The following is a 17,958-nucleotide window of genomic DNA, read 5'->3' as shown; positions in this document are numbered from 1 at the left end:
CATTTATCGCGCGAAGCAGGAGAGTGGTGTGTTGATTACCGACACCCAGGTGCATTTGTGGGAGGCTCACCGGCCGGACCGGCCATGGCCTGCCGAGGAAGTCGAACGCAAGGTTTTCGTGGCGGTCGAAGGGGCACGCCCGCACCGTGAGGAACCCTTGGGCGCCGAGGAATTCCTGGCCACGATGGATGCCGCCGGTGTGCAGCGGGCCATCATCGTTCCGCCTTCTCCTGTCGGCGACAGCAACGACACGGCGCTGGAAGCGGCCGCCCGCTATCCCAAGCGCCTGGCCATCATGGGGCGCTTCAATCCGGAAGCCCCCGGCGCGCGCGACCGGCTGGAGCGTTGGCTGGAACAGCCCAACATGCTGGGCATCCGCCTGACCTTCCACAAACCCAAGTGGAGCGCCTGGCTGGAGCCCGGCGGCATGGACTGGTTCTGGGCCGCCTGCGAGCGCCTGGCCATCCCGCTGATGGTGTTCGTGCCGGGCCACGTGGACAAGATCCCGTACCTGGCGCAGCGTTACCCCGGCCTGCAGCTGGTGCTGGACCACATGGCCCGCCGCAGCAACCTGCGCGACGACGCCGCCTTCGCCGACCTGGACGAGCTGTTGGCGCTGGCGCGCTTTCCCAATGTGTCGGTGAAGGCGTCCGCCGCACCGTGCTACAGCAACGAGCCTTATCCCTACGCCAATCTGGATCCCTACCTGAAGCGCATCTTCGAGGCTTTCGGCCCGCGGCGCACGATGTGGGGATCGGACTACACCCGACTGCCGTGCACCTACCAGGAATGCGTCGACCATTTCCGCGTCGCGCTGGATTTCCTGGACGATGACAGCCGGGCCTGGGTCATGGGCAAGGCCGCCGCGGCGATCCTGCGCTGGCCCGAATCCGCTTTTGACGACGACGCCTGACGTCACGGGGGCGCATGCCCCCGCTTTTTTTTTCGAGTGATGAGATCGATGAGAGAACAGATGAAACCCGCAATCCGTATGCCGTCATGGCTGCTGGCGGCCGCGCTGGCGGTCGTGACGATGATTCCCGTGGGCGCCGCGCAGGCGCAGGCGGGCTATCCCGACAAGCCGATCCGCATGGTCGTGCCCTTCCCCCCGGGCGGCGCGGTGGACATCCTGGGCCGACTGGTGGCGCAGCACATCGGCCAGCAGATGAACCAGTCCGTCATCGTGGAAAACCGTTCGGGCGCCAACGGCAGCGTGGGCAACGAGGCGGCCGCCAAGGCGCCGGCCGACGGCTACACCATCCTGCTGGGCGCCAACGGCCTGGCGACCAACGTCGCCCTGTATCCGAAGCGGCCGTTCTCTGAACTGAAGTCGCTGACGCCCATCGCCTACGTCGGTTCTTCGCCGCTGATCATGATGGTGCCGGCGAATTCGCCCGCCCATGCGCTGAAGGACATCGTCGATGCCGCCAAGGCTGATCCGAACCGGATCAGCTATGCGTCCGCCGGCCCCGGCAGTTCCGCCCACCTGGGTTCGGAGCTGCTGAAGTACGTGACCAAGACCAGCATGCTGCACGTGCCGTACAAGGGCGGCGCGCCCGCGATTGTCGACCTGACCGCCGGCCGCGTGGATTTCATGCTGCTGGACCCGGTGCAGGGGCTGTCGCAGCTGCAGTCCGGCCGCCTGCGCGGACTGGTTGTCGCCAGCAAGGAACGCCTGCCGCTGGTGAAGGATGTGCCGTCGGCCGCGGAAGCCGGTTTCCCCGAGTTCGAGGCCAGCGTGTGGTGGGGCTTCATGGCGCCCAAGGGTACGCCGCCGGAGATCGTCAACCGCCTGAACGCGGAGATCAACAAGGCGCTGACCAACCCCGACGCGCAAAAAGTGCTGGCCGGCATGGGCGTGACCACCAAGCCCGGCACGCCGGAGGACTTCGGCAAGTACCTGGACGCCGAGGCCGCCAAGTGGTCGACGGTGATCAAGTCGGCCAACATCACGGCCGATTGATGCCGGTTCCGGTCTACCGGGAATGGCGGGCCGGTCCACCGGCCTGAGCGCCGCCCGGCCTTCAAGAAAATGCCGCGATTCCGCCAGGAAATCGCGGCATTTCTCGTTTCAGGCGCGGCGCGGCGGCCGCGGCGGGGCGGTAAGACGCACGACCGCGCGGCTGCCGCGCCGCGCGCTCATTCCGCCCGGATTCCCGCGGTGTCGATCAGCTTTTTCCACTTCGCGACTTCCGCCTTCTGGAACGCGGCGAGCTGCTGCGCATCCATGCCGCTGCCGTCGATGGCCATGTCATCGAATTTCTTCTTCACGTCCGGTTCCTTGAGGATCTTCATGATCTCGGCGCTCAGCCTGTCGACGATGGGCCGGGGCGTGCCGGCGGGCGCGAAAACCGCCTGCCAGGAGACGACCTCGTAATCCTTCAGGCCCAGTTCCTGCATCGTCGGCACGTCCGGCAGGTGGGGATCGCGCTGCGCGGAGGTCACCGCCAGCGCGCGCAGCTTGCCCGCCTGGATGAGCGGCAGCGCGGGCGGGATGTTGTCGAAGGCCATGGAAAGCTGCCCGCCCATCAAGGCTTGCAACACCGGCGCGCTGCCCTTGAAGGGGACGTGCATGATGTCGACCTTGGCGGTCGCCTTGAACAATTCGCCGGATAGATTCTGCGACGTCCCGTTGCCCGACGAACCATAGCTCAGCGCGCCCGGCTTGGCCTTGGCCGCGGCCAGGACGTCGGCCACGCTGCGCAGCGGGCTGTCGTCCTTGACCAGCAGGGCATTGCCCAACTTGCCGGTCAACGCCACGGGCACGAAATCCTTCACCATGTCATACGGCATGTTCTTGTACAGGCTGCCGTTGATGGAGTGCGAACTGATGGTGCCGCCCACCAGCGTATAGCCGTCGGGCTTGGCCTTGGCGACGAAATCCGAGCCGATATTGCCGCCCGCCCCCGGCCGGTTTTCGACGACGACGGTCGTGCCCAGGGCGGGTCCGAGCTTGCTGGCGACCAGGCGGCCGATGATATCGGTCGCGCCGCCCGGCGCGAAGGGAACGATGTAGGTAATGGGTTTGCCGGCGGGCCATGCGGCCTCGGCATGCGCGGTGGCGGCAAGGCCCAGCGCGCAGACGGCGGAAAGGGCGAGTCGGGTGGCAGCGTGCATGGTGTCTCCTCTTGCGTGCGTTCATGGCTGCAGGGATATGCGCGAACCAGGCCCTCTGTCGGGGCGCTTGGGCAACGGCCGTACGTGGCTGCCTGTACGGACCGGGGTGGCCGCGCCGCGGTGTTCGGGACATCGCGGCGCGGCCGTGCGTGCATAGCATATACCGCACAGCGCACCGTATCGCTTACCAGCGGTATTGGTATCCCGCCACGATCGCGCGCGATTGCGACAGGTGCCGGCCCTTGCCGACTTCCACATCCGCGTACAGGAAGTGGCGGCGCCCCAGTTGCGCCTGGGCGCCGGCGCCGATTTCGAAGCGGTTGCCGGAGAAATCCGTGCCCAGCGCGGCGCCATCGGCGTGTATCGCGCCGCGGTTGGCGAATTCGCGCACCCAGTTGAACCTGACGTAGGGCGTGGCCACGCCGCCGTTGCCGAGGTCCACGCTGCGGCCCGTGCGGATGCCGATCCTGGACTGCAGCGAATGGCCGCCGCGGTCATGTACCGCCGTGCCGTCGCTCAGGGTATAGCGCGCGGCCCCCACGCTGAAATAGGCCAGGCCCGCGCCGGGCTCGACGAACCAGCCCCGCGCCAGGTCCAGGCGGCGTCCGCCGGCCACCGCGATGCCGGCGCCGGAATGGCGGAACCTGCCCGTGGCGGTGCCGTCGATTTCCGGGCCGCGCGCCTGGACGGTGTTGCGGAAGCGGCCGCCGGATGCCGCCACGCTGGCATAGGCGCCGTTGTCGGCCTCCAACACCGCGTACGCGCCGAACAGCACCGCCGATGTCCGGCCTTTTCCGTCGTCGAAGCGGCGATGCGCATCGACCTGAGTGGCGGTGGCGCCCACGTGCCAGCGGCCCGCGGTGACCTCCACCGTGCGGTCCGCGCCCAGGGTATAGCCCCATAGCGATTGGGTGTAGCGTCCACCCTCGGATTGATGCAGGTGCTGGTGGCTGTCGATGCCGCGTATCCATACGCCGGACCCCGTCGCGGCCGGGCCGGATGCCAGGGTATCGGCCGAACCGCTGCCGGACCGCAGCGCCTGCGTGCGGTCTTCTGTCGGCCGCATGGCGGCCGTCCATAGGGTGCTGGCCGACGCAATGCCGCCGTTGTTGACCAAGGCAGCCTGGATGGACCGACGCGGCTGGCCAGGGGCAGCGATATCGCCCTGGTTCGCGTCGATGGCGGCGGTATCGCCCCCGGCGGCATCGATGGCGGCGGCTTCGCTGTCGTCAGCGGGCGTTTCGGCGTCCCCGCCGCCCGTGTCGTCCGTCGCGGCGTGCGCGGATTCGTCGTTGCCCGCGCCATTGCCGCTTTCGTCGTCGACCTGGCCATTGCCGTTCTGGCCGCTGCCGTTGCCGCCGCCGGCGTCGCCATCGCCCGCCTGGCCCGAGGTGCCGCTCGTGTCCGGCTGGTCCGGCGAGCCGTCGCCGCCGGTCGGGGTGTCGGGCGTGTCGCCGCCGGCTTCCCTTTCCAGCGACCACACGAAGCCCGTGGCGGTGCGCTTTTTGTGCAGGGTGTAGCGATGCCCGCCGGCATCGACCGCCTGCTCGGCGTTGGCCAGCGTGAACGATGCGTTGCCGCGGTGCGCTTGCACGATGGGCACCGCGCGCGGTCCCGTGGTTTTCGCGGTACCGGAATGGTCCGTGATGAACACGGCATACGAGCCGTTCGCGGTGCCCTGGATATCAAGCTTGTCCGCTCGGCCGCGTGCCAGATGCGTGCGCATTTCGAAGCGGCCGCGGCCGGCCAGGCTGTCGCGGATCGTCAAGGTATGGAATCGCGTCGGGGCGTCGGGCCCGCGATTCGGCGCCACGAAGCGCAGGGTCGAGGGGTGCGACATCCCGAGGCTATCGATGACTGAGTTCGCATCCATGGCCCATGTGCTGTCGCCGGCGATGTCCACATGGCCGCCGATATCGGTGTGGCCCTCCCATATCGAGTGGTTCGCCAGCCGGATATGCGCGCGCGCCCGCGGCATGCCGCGCACTTCGCCTTGCGCATGCGTGTCGTCCAGCTTGAGCATGGCGTAGTAGGTACGTCCGGATCGCAACGGCTCCGCGCCGTTCAGGGGCACGACATCGAGCAGGACATCGGCAGCGCTGCGCACGTCGGCGTGCCTTAACTGGAAGACCGCGCTTTCGTCGGCGGTATGCACCCATGCCCGCAGGGCGGAGCCGTAGCTGGCCAGGATGGCGCGCGTGTCCTTGCCTTCGAATTGGAACCGTCCGGCTTCGTTACCTACGCTGTAGGAGGTTTGGGGGCTGGTCGTCAGAGGGACGTCCTGCAGGTGTATGCTCGCCCGCTGCAGTTCGATGGCCGGGGACCGTGCGCCCTGCATGTCCAGGGCCCCCCCCACGATCCGCACCCGGGTATTGGCCGCAGGGCACCGGCTGTTGCTTGCGTCGACCGTGCACGGGGTTCTTCCTGCCACCTCCATGCCGACACTGTCCGCCCCGTGCAGTTGCAGCCACAGGTTCTCGCCGGAGATCCTGGTGCTGTCGCGCGCCAGTATGCCGGTGCCGGATGGCCCGTACAGGATGGCGCGCACACCATTGAAGGTGATGTTCTTGCTGCCGAGGGCATAGATGGCGGTATTGTGCGATCCCCTGCCGTAGATGTAGACATCGGCGCCGGGTAGCATGAACGAGTCTGGTGCCGCGTTCTGTCCTTGCCGCATCGGCCGGCCCAGGTGGATAGGGCTGGCGCGGCCGACGGTATACAGCCCACGGGATCTGTTGCCTTCCACGATGATGGTCCCGCTGGCCATGCGCAGTTCGCCGTTGTCGATGTACGCCCAGTCGGGATAGTCACCTCTTTCATCGAAGCCACCCAGCCCGTGCGCGCGGTCGCCACGCGTGGTAATGGTGGTGCCGGTGATATGGACCCGCGACGCGTTGCTGAAATAGACGCCGTACGCATCAGGGCCCATGGTGTGGAGGTCGGCATTCGTGATGTCGCTGGTCCCCGGCTCCACCGCCTTGACGGCGTGTTCCAGGAAACCCTGCGTTTGGATGGGTCCGAGCACCAGCGTTTTACGGCCGGCGTCTCCGTTGGTGGTCTCGATGGTACGGTCCGACCCGGTGTATCGCACGGCGTATTCGTCCGCGCGGGTGTCGCCCAATGGGGCCATCAGTAGGCCCAGCGCCGCCGCGCTGCGGGCCATACCACTTTTCCAGGCGCGTTCCGGACGTGGCTTGCGGCCGGCGGTACCCACGGCATGCATCTTGGCCTTGCGGCCACTTCGATTGCGTATTCCTTGGGCGCGTATAGGGGCCATGGCGGGGTGATTCTCCAGCATCTGATATGGTCTCCATGTCCCGGCGAAAGGCCGGGCCCGCGACGACGGCCGGCCGCGATCGCCTTGTGATTGGCGATCGCGGCCGGCTGTACGCGGGAAAGGACGGAGCGTGTATGTGCGCGTGCTGGTGTTTCTGTTCCGCCGATCCCGAAACCACGGGCCGAAGATGCGTGGAATCGCGTTCGGCCCCGCGCCAAGGCCGGCGGACGCATTACCAGCGGTATTGGAAGCCGATGGTTACCGCGCCCGATTGCTCGAAGCGCCTGCCCTTGGCGTAGCCGACGTCGACGTACAGGCTGTGCGCCTTGCCCAGCCGCGCTTCCATCCCCACGCCGAGCTCGAGGCGGCTGCCGCCCAGGTTCGCCTTCAGCGGCGTTTCGCCCACGGTGACGTGGTTGCGGTTGCCGCGTTCGTACGCGTAGCCCGCGCGCAGATACGGCGTCACGTTCCCGCCGTTGCGGATCTCGATGGCTCGTCCGACGCGCGCGCCCGTGCGCCATTGCAGCGAATGGCCACCGTGGTCCTGCACAGGCGTGCCGTCGCTCAGTGTGTAACGGGCGCTGACGACGCGCAGATAGTCCAGCCCCGCGTACGGTTCGACAAACCATGCGCGTGGCAGCTCCACGCGGCGGCCCCCTTCGAGCGATGCGCCGGCGCCCCGGTTGTGGAAGGCGCCCGTCAGGCGCTTGCCGTCCGAGAATTTGCCTTGCATGTCGTGCCGGTAGCGCCCGGTCGACACGATGGCCGTGGCATAGCTTCCCCTGGGCCCCAGGAAGGTGGCGTAGGCCCCGATATGCGTGCTGCGCGTGTTGCCTTTGCCGTCATCGAAGTCGCGGCGGCTGGCGATCTGCGCGGCGAGCAAGCCGATGTGCCAGCGTCCGGCGGACACGTCGATGGCATGGTCGACGCCCGCGACGAAGCCATAGAGCGCTTGCCGGTATTCGCCCGTGAGCGGGTTATCGATTTTCTGCCGGCCCTCCGCGGCGTCGATCCAGAGGCCCGTGGCGGCGTCGACGGCATGGGCGCCGCTGGGCAGGGCCATCGCGTTGCCGTGGCGCGCGGCGCGCAAGCGCCGGTTGACCGCGGCCAACTGCGCGTTCCAGATCCCCTGGCCGGCGGCGAGCGCGGCGTTGTTGACGGCCAGCGTGGCGGCGGGAGACAGGACGACGGGCGGCGGTGGAGGCGCGGGCGGTTCCGGGGCAGGGGAAGGCTCCGTATCCTGTGTTTCGCCTTCATCCTTATCGGGCTCCGGTTCCGCGTCGGTTTCATCCGTGGGTTCGTCGTCGGCGTCGTCACCGGGCTCGGGCTCGGGCTCGGCGTCGGGAGCGGGCGCCGCTTCGGGTTCCCCTCCGGGTCCCGGTTCCGCATCGATCCAGGGCTCGTCGGGACCTCCGCGGTCGGGTGCGGGTTCGCCGTCCGGGTCCTTGTCCGCGGGCGGCTCGCCTGTCGGGGTCTCCGGGCCCGGCTGGTGGGACGGCGGAACATCGCCTGTATCCCCTTCCGGTTCGCCGCAGTGTGCGCCGTCCGGGCATGCCGGGGGGAGTGGTTCGGCGCCGGGTGGCTGAATCTCGGGCGGCTTGACTTCGGGAGCCTTGACCTCGGGCGGCTTGACGTCAGGCGTCTTGACCTCAGGCGGCTGGCCCACAGGCGGCTGGACTGGCGGCGGCTGCACGGGACCGGGTGGGTCGCCGGGAATATCGCGCTCGTCTATCCGGTCGGGTCCGCCCTGCGTAGGAGGTGGGGCATGGCGCAACCGATGTGGCGGTTCGAGGTCCATGGTGGCGTAGCCGCGGATGAAGGGGGCGCCTTCAGGCACCACCAGCACGGTCACCGCCGGATCGTCCCGGATTTTTTCCTTATGCAGCCGGAAGGCGTGGCCGCCGAGCATCACCCGTTCGGCGTTGTCCGGCAATGTGTAGTTGGCCGGGCCGCCCTGGGCCGCGTGAAGCAGATCCATGGACGTTACCGTTTCGGCCACCTTGCCGGTATCCCGTGGCGCGATGACGATGTCGTCGTGGACCCGCCCATCGACGACGACTTTGTCGGTTTGCCGGCTTGCCGGATCGACGCGGATCCCGATTTCCCCGCTGCCGCGCATATCTTCCGTGATGTGCAGGCGGTGGAAGTCCGATGATTGCTCCGCCTGCCGTGCACGCGCCTGGAAGGCGATCATGCCCTGGCCCACGACCACGTTTTCCACGACGGAGTCCCCGTCCACATTCCACGTGCTGGCCGCTTCCACCGCCACCGTCCGCCCCACGTCCGTATGGCCCGACCACGACGCCCCTTGGCGCAGGTTGACGTTCACGCGCGGTGCCGGGGAGCCGCCTCCCCAGATGCGGCCCCGCGCCTCGCCGCCGTCCAGGGACAGGTCCACATGCGCGGGCGGAGCCGGCCCCTCATCCCCATGATCGCGGCCCACTTCCAGCAGGCTATGGGCTTCGCTGACGATGGACACGTTGCGGAAATCGAAGCGTGCGGTTTCGCGGTCGCTTCCCGTCCACGCCGCCAGCGCCGAGCCGGTGCTGCGCAGGATGGTGCGGCCCTGCCTGCCTTCCATGCGAAAAACACCGGACTCGTTGCCCACCGCGAAGCGGGCGGCCTCGGAGGTAGTGACCGACACGTCTTCCAGCGACACCTGCGCGCGCACGATTTCCACGGCCGGCGAATTTTGTCCTGTCATGGCGATGAAACCGTTCGCCAGCTTGACCGATGTCGGCACCGGGCATCGCACGCTGTCGTCGCGGCCGGCACCGTCGCCGCGTACACGCAAGCCGAAACTGTCCGCACCGGATGCCGTGATGCCGATGTTCCTGCCATCGACGCGCGCGCTCGCGCCGATATTCATGGCCACCAAGCCGATTTCATGCAAGTCGATACCGACCCCGTTCAATTCCAGCTGGCGCCGTCCCTTGATGACGATGCCGACGTTGTCCGCGCCCTTGCCGTCGATACGCACGTCCGGCTGGCGCGCGCTGGCCGGCCCCGTATAGCCCATGCTCCATAGCGTGGCCTCGGCGGTTTCCCGCAACGGTCGGCCCAAACGCACGCTCGGCGTGGTCAGGCCCATCGCAACGCTGCCCGGGCCGTGCAGCGTAATCCTGCCGCGGCGCAATTCCAGGTCTCCCGGCTGCGCCGCCGCCTGGCCCGGCGGGCCGGCGCCGTCACCGCGCAAGCCTTCGACCGCATGCGCACGCGCGCCATGGGTGGCGATGTTCACGTCGGTCATGATGACCCGCGCGGCGCCGCTGTAGTAAAGGGCGTAGGCGTCGTCGCCCTGCGTCGAGACAGGCCCCGACAACAGGACTGAGCCGGGGTACAGCGCGTGGATGGCATGTTGATGGTGCTGCTGCGTGACGATAGGCCCGTGGACACGCGCCATGGCGTCCGCGTCGCCGTCGGTGGCCTGTACCGTCTCGTTGGACGGTCCGTAGTCCTTGAGGGGACCGCCGGCATAAGCCAGGCTGGCGGGACCGGCGATCAAGCCGAAGGAGGTGACGCGGTACACGGCGCGAAGAACCCATGGAGGCTGGGCGCGGCGAGGGACCGGGTGTCCGCCGGATGGGCGGATGCGCTGGAACATCGGAACGGGGTACGGCGATGACGGGGATGCAGGGTGTTGCGGGTCGGACATACTGCTCCTTGAGCGCTAAGGGTGGAACGAATCGTGTGCTGCGTACTCTCGGTAGACGAAACTGGAAGCCCGGCCCGGACGACATGTCGGGAAGGGGCGTGGGGGGGGCGCGGCATCGCCGCGGTAAGGGCGGCGGGATGCCGGAAGAAGAGAGAGGGATGGACGCTGTCGGGCTCGCGCCCGTGCGGGCAAGTCCCGCCATGCCGCGCCGGCCCGCGCGCAGGCCGCGCCAGGGCGGCGGCTGCGTGGGATCAGGAGCCTATGGGGGAATGGAGCCGGCGCGGGCGATGCCGACGGCGCGCGGATGGCCCGCGCATGCCATGTTCATGCGGCATGCGGCGGGACGCGAACGCGGCCTTAGCAGGGAGGTCGTGCGTACCGGTGCGGGTTCAGGGAACCGCGGGTGCCGCGAAAGAAAGCAAGGCGGTGCGGCGCCATGGACGATGCGCGTGCCGCGATGCGGCGCGAGGGGGATCGGGGGTGGAGAGGCGAGGGGAGGTTCAGCGAAGTCATCAAGCTGCGGTATCTACGACCAGATCAATCTGGATGCAACGGGGTTTAGTCATCAAGACGCCCGTTCGTCGCGCAGTAGAGAGACGGGGTTCCTGCTTCACGCGGGAATTCCCCGTCTCCATGACTTATAAGACTTACTCACAGCCGCAGGGTCATCGCAGCGTGCCGATGAAACCCTGCGTTGCCGCATGGGGGCGATGAACCTCGTGTCTGGCGCGCCGGGTCATGGGATAACGCCGCACGCCGCGCGGCCGCCGCCGCCGCCCAGCGGCATGGGATGGTCGCTGTGGTTGTCGCCCCCGACGTGGATCATCAGCGCGTGCTTGTGGACTTCCGAAAGCTTCAGGCGTGGCGCGAGCACGGGATTGGTGGCATTGCCGCCATTGTCCACATACAGCGCCGGCAGGTCGCCGCGGTGGCCGTCGCCCCACGGGGCGCCGTGCTTCTTCGCCTGGTTGGGGTCGTAGTGTCCGCCCGCGGCGCCGGCCGGCACGGGCTTGCCGTCCTGCTGCGCCGGGCCGCAATCGCCCTTCTCGTGGATGTGGAAGCCGTGCAGCCCTGGGGGCAGTCCTTTCAGGTTGGGCGTCAGGACCAGGCCGTACTTGTTCTGCGACAGCGTGACGGTACCGATGTCTTCGCCCTTGCCGGTGGGCGTGGCCAGTGCCATCGGGACCGTGACGTCGGCCTGCGCGGTGGCGGCCGCGCACAGCGCGGCGGCGGTGGCGGCGGCCGTACCGGCGACGGCCAGCAGAATCTTGCGGGAATGGGAATGTTTCATCGCACCTCCTTCCGGGAATGACCGGCGCCGGGTGGCGGCCGGTGTCGCGAGTGTGCGGCAAGGCGGCCCGTTCGTCAGCCGCGAATGCGTTACCGAATCTTGGTCAGGCCAGGACGCTGAAGCCGATGGTGGTGGTGCCGTCGCCGCTACTGGCGAATACTTCGCCGCCGTGCATGGTGGCCACCGCCTTGACGATGGCCAGGCCCAGGCCGTGGCCATGGGTGTCGCCATTGTCGTGGCGCGACGCATCCACGCGGTAGAAGCGGTCGAACAGCCGCGGCAGATGGACGGGATCGATCGGCGGCCCCGGATTGGAGACGGCGATGCGTACCGTGCCCGGCCGTGGCTCGATGCGCACGGTGATGCGTTGCCCACGCTCGGTATGCTGGATGGCGTTCTGCAGCAGGTTGGTGAGCGCGCGCCGGAAACGCGCGGTGTCCAGCGAGGCCTCGGCCCGGGTGTCGCCCTCGATGTCGACGGCCAGCCGCATATCGTCCAGGACGAATTCAAAAAACTCGATGGTCTTGCCGACTTCCGTGGCGACGGGCGTGCGGACCAGGCCGGTGGCGGCTTCGCCCTGGTCGGCCCGGGCCAGGAACAGCATGTCGTTGACGATGGCGCGCAGGCTGTCGAGTTCTTCCAGGTTGGACTGCAGGACTTCCTCCAGCTCCGCGGCGCTGCGGCGGCGCGACAGGGCCACCTGCGTCTGGCCGATCAGGTTGGTCAAGGGGGTTCGCAGCTCGTGCGCCACGTCGGCATTGAAGGCTTCCAGCCGGGTGTAGGCGGTTTCCAGCCGGCTCAGGGCGCCGTTGAAGGCGCCGGCCAGGTCGGCCAGCTCGATGGGCAGCGTGGCGACGTTCAGCCGTTGGGCCAGGTGCAGCGGACTCAGCATGCTGGCCTCGCTGGAAAGGCGCTGCAACGGCAGCAGGCCCATGCGGGCCACCCAATGGCCCAGCAGCATGATCAGCAGGACGGCCGACAGCAGCAGGCTGGCCAGGGCGATCAGGAAGGTGTGCAGCGTATGGAAGTAGGGCGCCGTCTCCATGCCGACGATGAACTTTACCTCCGGGCGTTCCTGCAGCGCCGGGACGGTGCGCACCAGGATGCGCATGGGATATTCGTGCCCCGGCATGGCCACGCTGTCGAAGCCGTCCAGCGGCGCGGCGGCCGCCAGGACGGCGGGAACGTCCTTGCCGTAGGCGTAGGCCGGATCGGGGCTGAGAATCCAGAATCGCAGGCTGCCGTCGGCCGGCGTCAGCGTATCCATCTTGGTTTCGGCGCGGCTCCAGCGTTCGGTGTTGCCCATGCGGTTCAGGGCATACAGCATCTCGTTCGCGGTGGTGGTCAGCACGTCGGTCTGCTGGCGCGCCAGCTCGGCGCGCAGGACGCCGTACAGCGCGATGCCGATCAGGGAGAAAGTCAGCAGGGCGACCGAGGCAAACATCAGCGCCAGCCGGGTGGTGATGGAGGTCTTCATTCCGGCAGCGCGTCGTCGCGCTGTTCCAGGACATAGCCCATGCCGCGGATGGTGTGCAGCAGACGGGTGCCGAAAGGGCTGTCGATCTTGGCGCGCAGGCGCTTGATGGCCACTTCGACGACGTTGACGTTGCTGTCGAAGTTCATGTCCCAGACGAGTTCCGCGATCGCCGTCTTGGACAGGATTTCGCCCTTGCGCCGGGCCAGCACCGCAAGCAGGGCGAATTCCTTGGCGGTCAGGTCGATGCGCACGCCGGCGCGCTGCGCCTTGCGGCTGGCCAGGTCGATCTGCAGGTCGCCGATGCGCAGGTGCATGGGTTCCTGCGTCCGGCCGCGGCGGGTCAGGGCCTGCAGGCGGGCCAGCAGTTCCAGGAAGGAAAACGGCTTGACCAGGTAGTCGTCGGCGCCATCCTGCAGGCCGCGGATGCGGTCCTCGACGCCGTCGCGCGCGGTCAGCATGATGACCGGCGTCTGCCGGAAGCGCCGCAGCTCGCGCAGCACCTGGAAGCCGTCCAGGCCGGGCAGCATCGCATCCAGGACGATGACGTCGTAGTCGTGCTCGACGGCCAGATGCTGGCCGTCGATGCCGTTGTGCGCCAGATCGACGGTGCAACCCTGCTCGGTCAACCCCTTGTGCAGGTAGTCGGCCGTTTTGAGCTCGTCTTCGACGATCAGGATTTTCATGCCGATCTTTTACCTTATTTCTGCACGAGCGGCTCACGCGGCTCGGGATCCTGGCCGGCTGCCTGCCGGGCCGCCGCCTTGTGCGCCGCGCGGGCTTCCTTGCGCCGCATGTACCAATAATGGGCGCGGTCCAGGTACAGGTAGACGACGGGCGTGGTGAACAAGGTCAGCGCTTGCGACACGATCAGGCCCCCCACCATGGCGTAGCCCAGCGGGCGGCGCAGCTCGGCACCCTGGCCGTTGCCCAGCATCAGCGGCAGGCCGCTCAGCAGCGCACACATGGTGGTCATCATGATGGGCCTGAAGCGCAGCAGGCAGGCCTGGTAGATGGCCTCCTGCGGCGACATGCCGTGCTCGCGTTCGGCATGCAGGGCGAAGTCGATCATCATGATGCCGTTCTTCTTCACGATGCCGATCAGCAGGATGATGCCGATCAGCGCGATCACGCTGAGGTCGTAGCCCCCGGTCCGCAGGATCAACAGCGCGCCCAGGCCGGCCGACGGCAGCGTGGACAGGATGGTCAGCGGGTGGATGTAGCTTTCATAGAGAAAGCCCAGCACGATATAGACGGCGATCAGCGCGGCGGCAATCAGGTAGGGCTGCGATTTCAGCGAATCGCCGAAGGCCCGCGCGGCGCCCTGGAAGGAGCCGACCAGCGTGGCCGGCACGCCCATCGCCGTCTTGGCCGCATCGATGGCCTGCACGGCTTCGCCCAGCGATGTGCCGGGCGCCAGGTTGAACGAGAGCGTGACGGCCGGGAACTGGCCCTGGTGGTTGATGGCCAGGTAATTCGTCTTGGTGGTGTCGAGCTTGACGAAGGTCGACAGCGGCACTTGTTCGCCCGTCAGCGGCGACGTCAGGTACAGCTTGCTGAAGAGCGAGGGGTCGCGCTGCAGGGCGGGCGTGACTTCCAGCACGACGTGGTAGCTGTTCAGCTGCGTGAAATACTGCGCGACCTGGCGCTGGCCGATGGCGTCGTAGATGGTGGCGTCGATCAGCGCCGGCGAGATGCCGAAACTGGACGCCCGCGCACGGTCGATGGTCAGCGTGGCGGTGGGGGCGTTGCTTTGCTGGTCCGATGCGACGTCGGTCAACTGCGGCAATTGCGAGAAGCGCGCCGCCAGCCTGGGCGCCCATTCGTTCAGTTCGTCCAGGTTGGAATCGGTCAGCGTGTACTGGTATTGCGTGCGCGACAGGCGGCCGCCCACGTTGATGTCCTGGCCGGCCTGCATGTACAGCGTGGCGCCCTCCACCTTCGCTACCTCGGGGCGCAGGCGGCGGATGACCGCGTCCGCGCTGTCCGTGCGGCCGTCTTCCTTGGCGCGCAGGCCGATATAGAACCGGCCGGTGTTGAACTGCGCCTGGTCGCCGTTCATGCCGAAGGCCGCCACGTCCTTGTCCTGGCGCACGATATCCGCCAGCTGGACCATGCGGCGGTTCATGGCGCCGAACGAGGAATCCTGCGACGACTGGGCGAAGCCGAAGATATAGCCCGTGTCCTGCTGGGGGAAGAAGCCTTTCGGGATGATGAGGAACATCAACCCCGTGATGGCCACCGTGGCGATGAAGCTCATCAGCGTGATGAACTGGTGGCGCAGCACCCATTGCAGTCCGCGCTTGTACCCCGCCAGCATATGGTCGAACCCGTGCTCGAACAGCATGAACAGCCGCCCATGCGTGCGGCCGTGCTGGTTCTTCAGGTAGCGCGAGCAAAGCATGGGCGTCAAGGTCAGCGAGACGATCACGGAAACCAGGATGGTCAGGGTGACCGTGACGGCGAACTCGCGGAACAGCCGACCGACGATGCCGCCCATCAGCAGCAGCGGGATGAACACCGCGACAAGCGAAACCGAGATCGACACGATGGTGAAGCCGATTTCGCCGGCGCCCTTGTAGGCGGCCTCCATCGGCCCCATGCCATCCTCCACGTGGCGATAGATGTTCTCCAGCATCACGATGGCATCGTCGACGACGAAGCCGACCGCGATCGTCAGCGCCATCAGCGACAGGTTGTCCAGGCTGAAGCCGGCCACGAACATCATGCCCGCCGTTCCCATCAGCGCCAGCGGCACGGTCACGCACGGGATCAGCGTCGCCGCGACGTCGCGCAGGAACACGAAAATGATGAGAACGACCAGGATAATGGTCAGGACCAGGGTGAACTCCACGTCCTGGACCGAAGCCCGGATGTTCTGCGTGCGGTCGATGATGGTGTTGACCTGCACGGTCGGCGGGATGGCCGCGCGCAAGCGCGGCATGGCTTGCTTGATGGCGTCGACGGTGTCGATCACGTTGGCGCCCGGCTGCTTGCTGATCTGCAGCACGATGCCCCGGCCGTTGGTGATGGTGTTGCCGGGCTCCGCCGCCGGGCCGGCGAAGGCCCACGCGGCCAGCTTGTTGTTCTCCGGACCGTCCACCGCCACGCCGACGTCGCGCACGCGTATCGGCGCGCCGTTGCGGTAGGCCAGCACCATGTCGTTCCACTGCGTGGCCTTCAGCAGCTGGTCGTTGGTGTAGGTGGTGAAGCTTTGCGTGGGCCCGTCGATGGTGCCCTTGGGCTGGTTGACCGTGGTGGTGGCGATGACGTTGCGGACGTCCTCCAAGCTCAGCCCCAGCGACTTGAGCTTGGCCGGGTCGACCTGGACGCGGACGGCCGGTTTCTGCTGCCCGCCGATGTTGACCAGGCCCACGCCCTTGATCTGGGAGATCTGCTGCGCCAGGATGTTGTCGGCGTAGTCGTTGACCTCGGTGATAGGCAGCGTGTCGGACTGCACGCTCAGGATCATGACGGGCGCGTCGGCCGGGTTCACCTTGCGGAAGGTCGGCGCATTGGGCAGGTTGGACGGCAGCTGGCCGGACGCCGCGTTGATGGCGGCCTGCACGTCCACGGCGGCCGACTCGATGCTGCGGTCCAGATCGAACTGCAGCGTGATCTGCGTCTGGCTCTGCCCGCTGATGGACGTCATCTGCGAGAGTCCGGCGATCAGCGAGAACTGCCGCTCCAGGGGCTGCGCGACGTTCGATGCCATGGTCTCGGGACTGCCCCCGGGCAGGTTCACCGTTACCTGGATGGTGGGAAAGTCCACCTGCGGCAGCGGGGCCACGGGCAGCAGCGGCCACGCCGCCACGCCGACCAACAGGATGGCAAGCGCCAGCAGGCTGGTGCCGATGGGGCGCTTGATGAAGGCGGCGGAAATGCTCATCGACCGGCTCCCTGCGGTGCGGCCGCGCCGGGGGACGAAGCGCCCGGTGTGCCGGCGCCACGCGGATTGGCCGTCGCCGCCGCCGGCTTGGCTTCCACCGTGTGCAGGCCGGGACGCAGCTTGTACTGGCCGTCCACGACCACGCGTTCGCCGGCTTTCAGCCCTTCATCCACCACCGCGACGTTGTCCTGGATCACCGCCACCCGGATGGGCTGCACGCGCGCGATGCCCTGGTCGTCCAGCGCATACGCGTAGGTGCCGTCCTGGCCCCGCTGCACCGCGGCGGCGGGCACCGTCAGGGCCTGCTTGCGCGTGCCCACCAGCAGCCGCGCGTTCACATACTGGCCCGGCCACAGCACGTGGCGGGGGTTGGGGAACAGCGCCTTCAATTGCACGGTGCCGGTGGCGGTGTCGATCTGGTTGTTCACCAGCACCAGCTTGCCTTCGCCCAGCGGCTGGTTCGACTCGCGCCCCAGCGCCGTCACCGGCAATCCCTGCGGCGTGGCGGCCATGGCCGTGTTGATATCGCCCACCGCCGATTCCGGCACGGTGAAAACCACCGAGATGGGATCGATCTGGTTGATGACGACCAGACCGCCGGTATCGCTCGCATGCACGATATTGCCCGGATCCACCAGCCGCGCGCCCACCCGGCCGCTGATCGGCGCGGTGATGGTCGTGTAGCTTAGCTGGACCTGGGCGTAGGCCACTTGTGCCTCGTCCATCTGCACGGTGGCTTCCAGTTGCGAGACCAGCGCGCGCTGGGTATCCAGCTGCTGCTGCGTGGCGGCGTCTTCCTTCGTCAACTGGGTAATGCGCTTCAGGTCCAGGCGTGCGTTGAGCAGCTGCGCCTGGTCCTTGGCCTGCGTCGCCCTGGCCTGCGCCAGCTGGGCCTGCAGCGCGCGCGGGTCCAGCTGCGCGAGCATCTGGCCGGCCTTCACGTCCTGGCCTTCGGTGTAGCCTACTTTGTCGAGCTCGCCGTCCACGCGGGTCTTGACGGTCACCGACTGGTTCGCCGTGACCGTACCCACCCCCGTCAGGTAAATGGGTACATCCTGCGGTTCCACCCGCGTGGCGGTCACGATGACGGGCGGCGTCTTGGGCGCCGGCGCATCGGCCGACTCGGCCTTGCGCGTCGTGCCCCACAAGGCCGCGCCGATGGCGACCAGCGCCACGGCCGCGGCCGCGAATCCGGCACGGCGCCGGGACAATGCATCAGCCATGATCTTCGCTCTCGTTTCCTGGATTCGTTGCG

At 67.8% G+C, this 17,958-nt stretch carries 10 protein-coding genes; 2 read left to right on the top strand and 8 right to left on the bottom strand.

All coding sequences use genetic code 11. From position 1 onward, the window contains the following. The first annotated feature begins 28 nt into the window (after window positions 1-28). Together AKI39_RS20555 and AKI39_RS20550 are read left to right on the top strand one after the other, a co-directional pair. Window positions 29-913: an amidohydrolase family protein gene (locus AKI39_RS20555; RefSeq protein WP_158515196.1), complete on the top strand. Its 885-nt coding sequence runs from the start codon at window positions 29-31 to the stop codon at window positions 911-913. A 60-nt stretch (window positions 914-973) separates the two neighbouring features. Further along, a complete protein-coding gene (locus AKI39_RS20550) occupies window positions 974-1,963 on the top strand; it encodes a Bug family tripartite tricarboxylate transporter substrate binding protein (RefSeq protein ID WP_083228959.1) in 990 nt (329 codons plus the stop codon). A gap of 176 nt (window positions 1,964-2,139) precedes the next feature. Here AKI39_RS20550 and AKI39_RS20545 read toward each other — a convergent pair whose 3' ends face one another. From AKI39_RS20545 to AKI39_RS20510, 8 genes are all read right to left on the bottom strand, one after another. After that, entirely contained in the window at window positions 2,140-3,117 is a 978-nt protein-coding gene (locus tag AKI39_RS20545) for a Bug family tripartite tricarboxylate transporter substrate binding protein (RefSeq protein ID WP_066640308.1), read from the bottom strand. A 184-nt stretch (window positions 3,118-3,301) separates the two neighbouring features. After that, window positions 3,302-6,280 (bottom strand): autotransporter outer membrane beta-barrel domain-containing protein, encoded by a 2,979-nt coding sequence (locus AKI39_RS20540; protein WP_158515195.1) that lies wholly within the window; start codon window positions 6,278-6,280, stop codon window positions 3,302-3,304. Window positions 6,281-6,626: 346 nt separating this feature from the next. Further along, window positions 6,627-9,923, bottom strand: coding sequence for an autotransporter outer membrane beta-barrel domain-containing protein (locus AKI39_RS20535; RefSeq protein ID WP_066640302.1), 3,297 nt, complete (start codon window positions 9,921-9,923; stop codon window positions 6,627-6,629). An 862-nt stretch (window positions 9,924-10,785) separates the two neighbouring features. Then, complete coding sequence (sodC, locus tag AKI39_RS20530; protein ID WP_066640300.1) at window positions 10,786-11,340, bottom strand: superoxide dismutase family protein; 555 nt, start codon at window positions 11,338-11,340, stop codon at window positions 10,786-10,788. A gap of 103 nt (window positions 11,341-11,443) precedes the next feature. Next, a complete protein-coding gene (locus tag AKI39_RS20525; RefSeq protein ID WP_066640297.1) occupies window positions 11,444-12,817 on the bottom strand; it encodes a heavy metal sensor histidine kinase in 1,374 nt (457 codons plus the stop codon). Then, a complete protein-coding gene (locus AKI39_RS20520; RefSeq protein WP_066640294.1) occupies window positions 12,814-13,500 on the bottom strand; it encodes a heavy metal response regulator transcription factor in 687 nt (228 codons plus the stop codon). Before AKI39_RS20520 ends, AKI39_RS20525 begins: the two co-directional genes overlap by 4 nt. Before the next feature lie 14 nt (window positions 13,501-13,514). After that, entirely contained in the window at window positions 13,515-16,703 is a 3,189-nt protein-coding gene (locus AKI39_RS20515; RefSeq protein ID WP_066640291.1) for an efflux RND transporter permease subunit, read from the bottom strand. After that, window positions 16,700-17,926 (bottom strand): efflux RND transporter periplasmic adaptor subunit, encoded by a 1,227-nt coding sequence (locus AKI39_RS20510; RefSeq protein ID WP_066640288.1) that lies wholly within the window; start codon window positions 17,924-17,926, stop codon window positions 16,700-16,702. The genes AKI39_RS20515 and AKI39_RS20510 overlap by 4 nt, the downstream gene beginning before the upstream one ends. Between the last annotated feature and the right edge of the window lie 32 nt (window positions 17,927-17,958).

Origin of the sequence: Bordetella sp. H567 (genome assembly GCF_001704295.1) — a bacterium.
Taxonomy (GTDB): Bacteria; Pseudomonadota; Gammaproteobacteria; order Burkholderiales; family Burkholderiaceae_B; genus Bordetella_C.
The sequence above is the reverse complement of the archived record's forward strand: the minus strand, read 5'-3'. Positions and strand labels throughout refer to the sequence as shown.

Bases quoted from the DNA above. Each gene is read 5' to 3' on its own strand.
- AKI39_RS20550 (WP_083228959.1), top strand. From the start codon at position 974: ATGAAACCCGCAATCCGTATGCCGTCATGGCTGCTGGCGGCCGCGCTG.
- AKI39_RS20545 (WP_066640308.1), bottom strand. From the start codon at position 3,117: ATGCACGCTGCCACCCGACTCGCCCTTTCCGCCGTCTGCGCGCTGGGC.
- AKI39_RS20540 (WP_158515195.1), bottom strand. From the start codon at position 6,280: ATGGCCCGCAGCGCGGCGGCGCTGGGCCTACTGATGGCCCCATTGGGC.
- sodC (WP_066640300.1), bottom strand. From the start codon at position 11,340: ATGAAACATTCCCATTCCCGCAAGATTCTGCTGGCCGTCGCCGGTACG.
- AKI39_RS20525 (WP_066640297.1), bottom strand. From the start codon at position 12,817: ATGAAGACCTCCATCACCACCCGGCTGGCGCTGATGTTTGCCTCGGTC.
- AKI39_RS20520 (WP_066640294.1), bottom strand. From the start codon at position 13,500: ATGAAAATCCTGATCGTCGAAGACGAGCTCAAAACGGCCGACTACCTG.
- AKI39_RS20515 (WP_066640291.1), bottom strand. From the start codon at position 16,703: ATGAGCATTTCCGCCGCCTTCATCAAGCGCCCCATCGGCACCAGCCTG.
- AKI39_RS20510 (WP_066640288.1), bottom strand. From the start codon at position 17,926: ATGGCTGATGCATTGTCCCGGCGCCGTGCCGGATTCGCGGCCGCGGCC.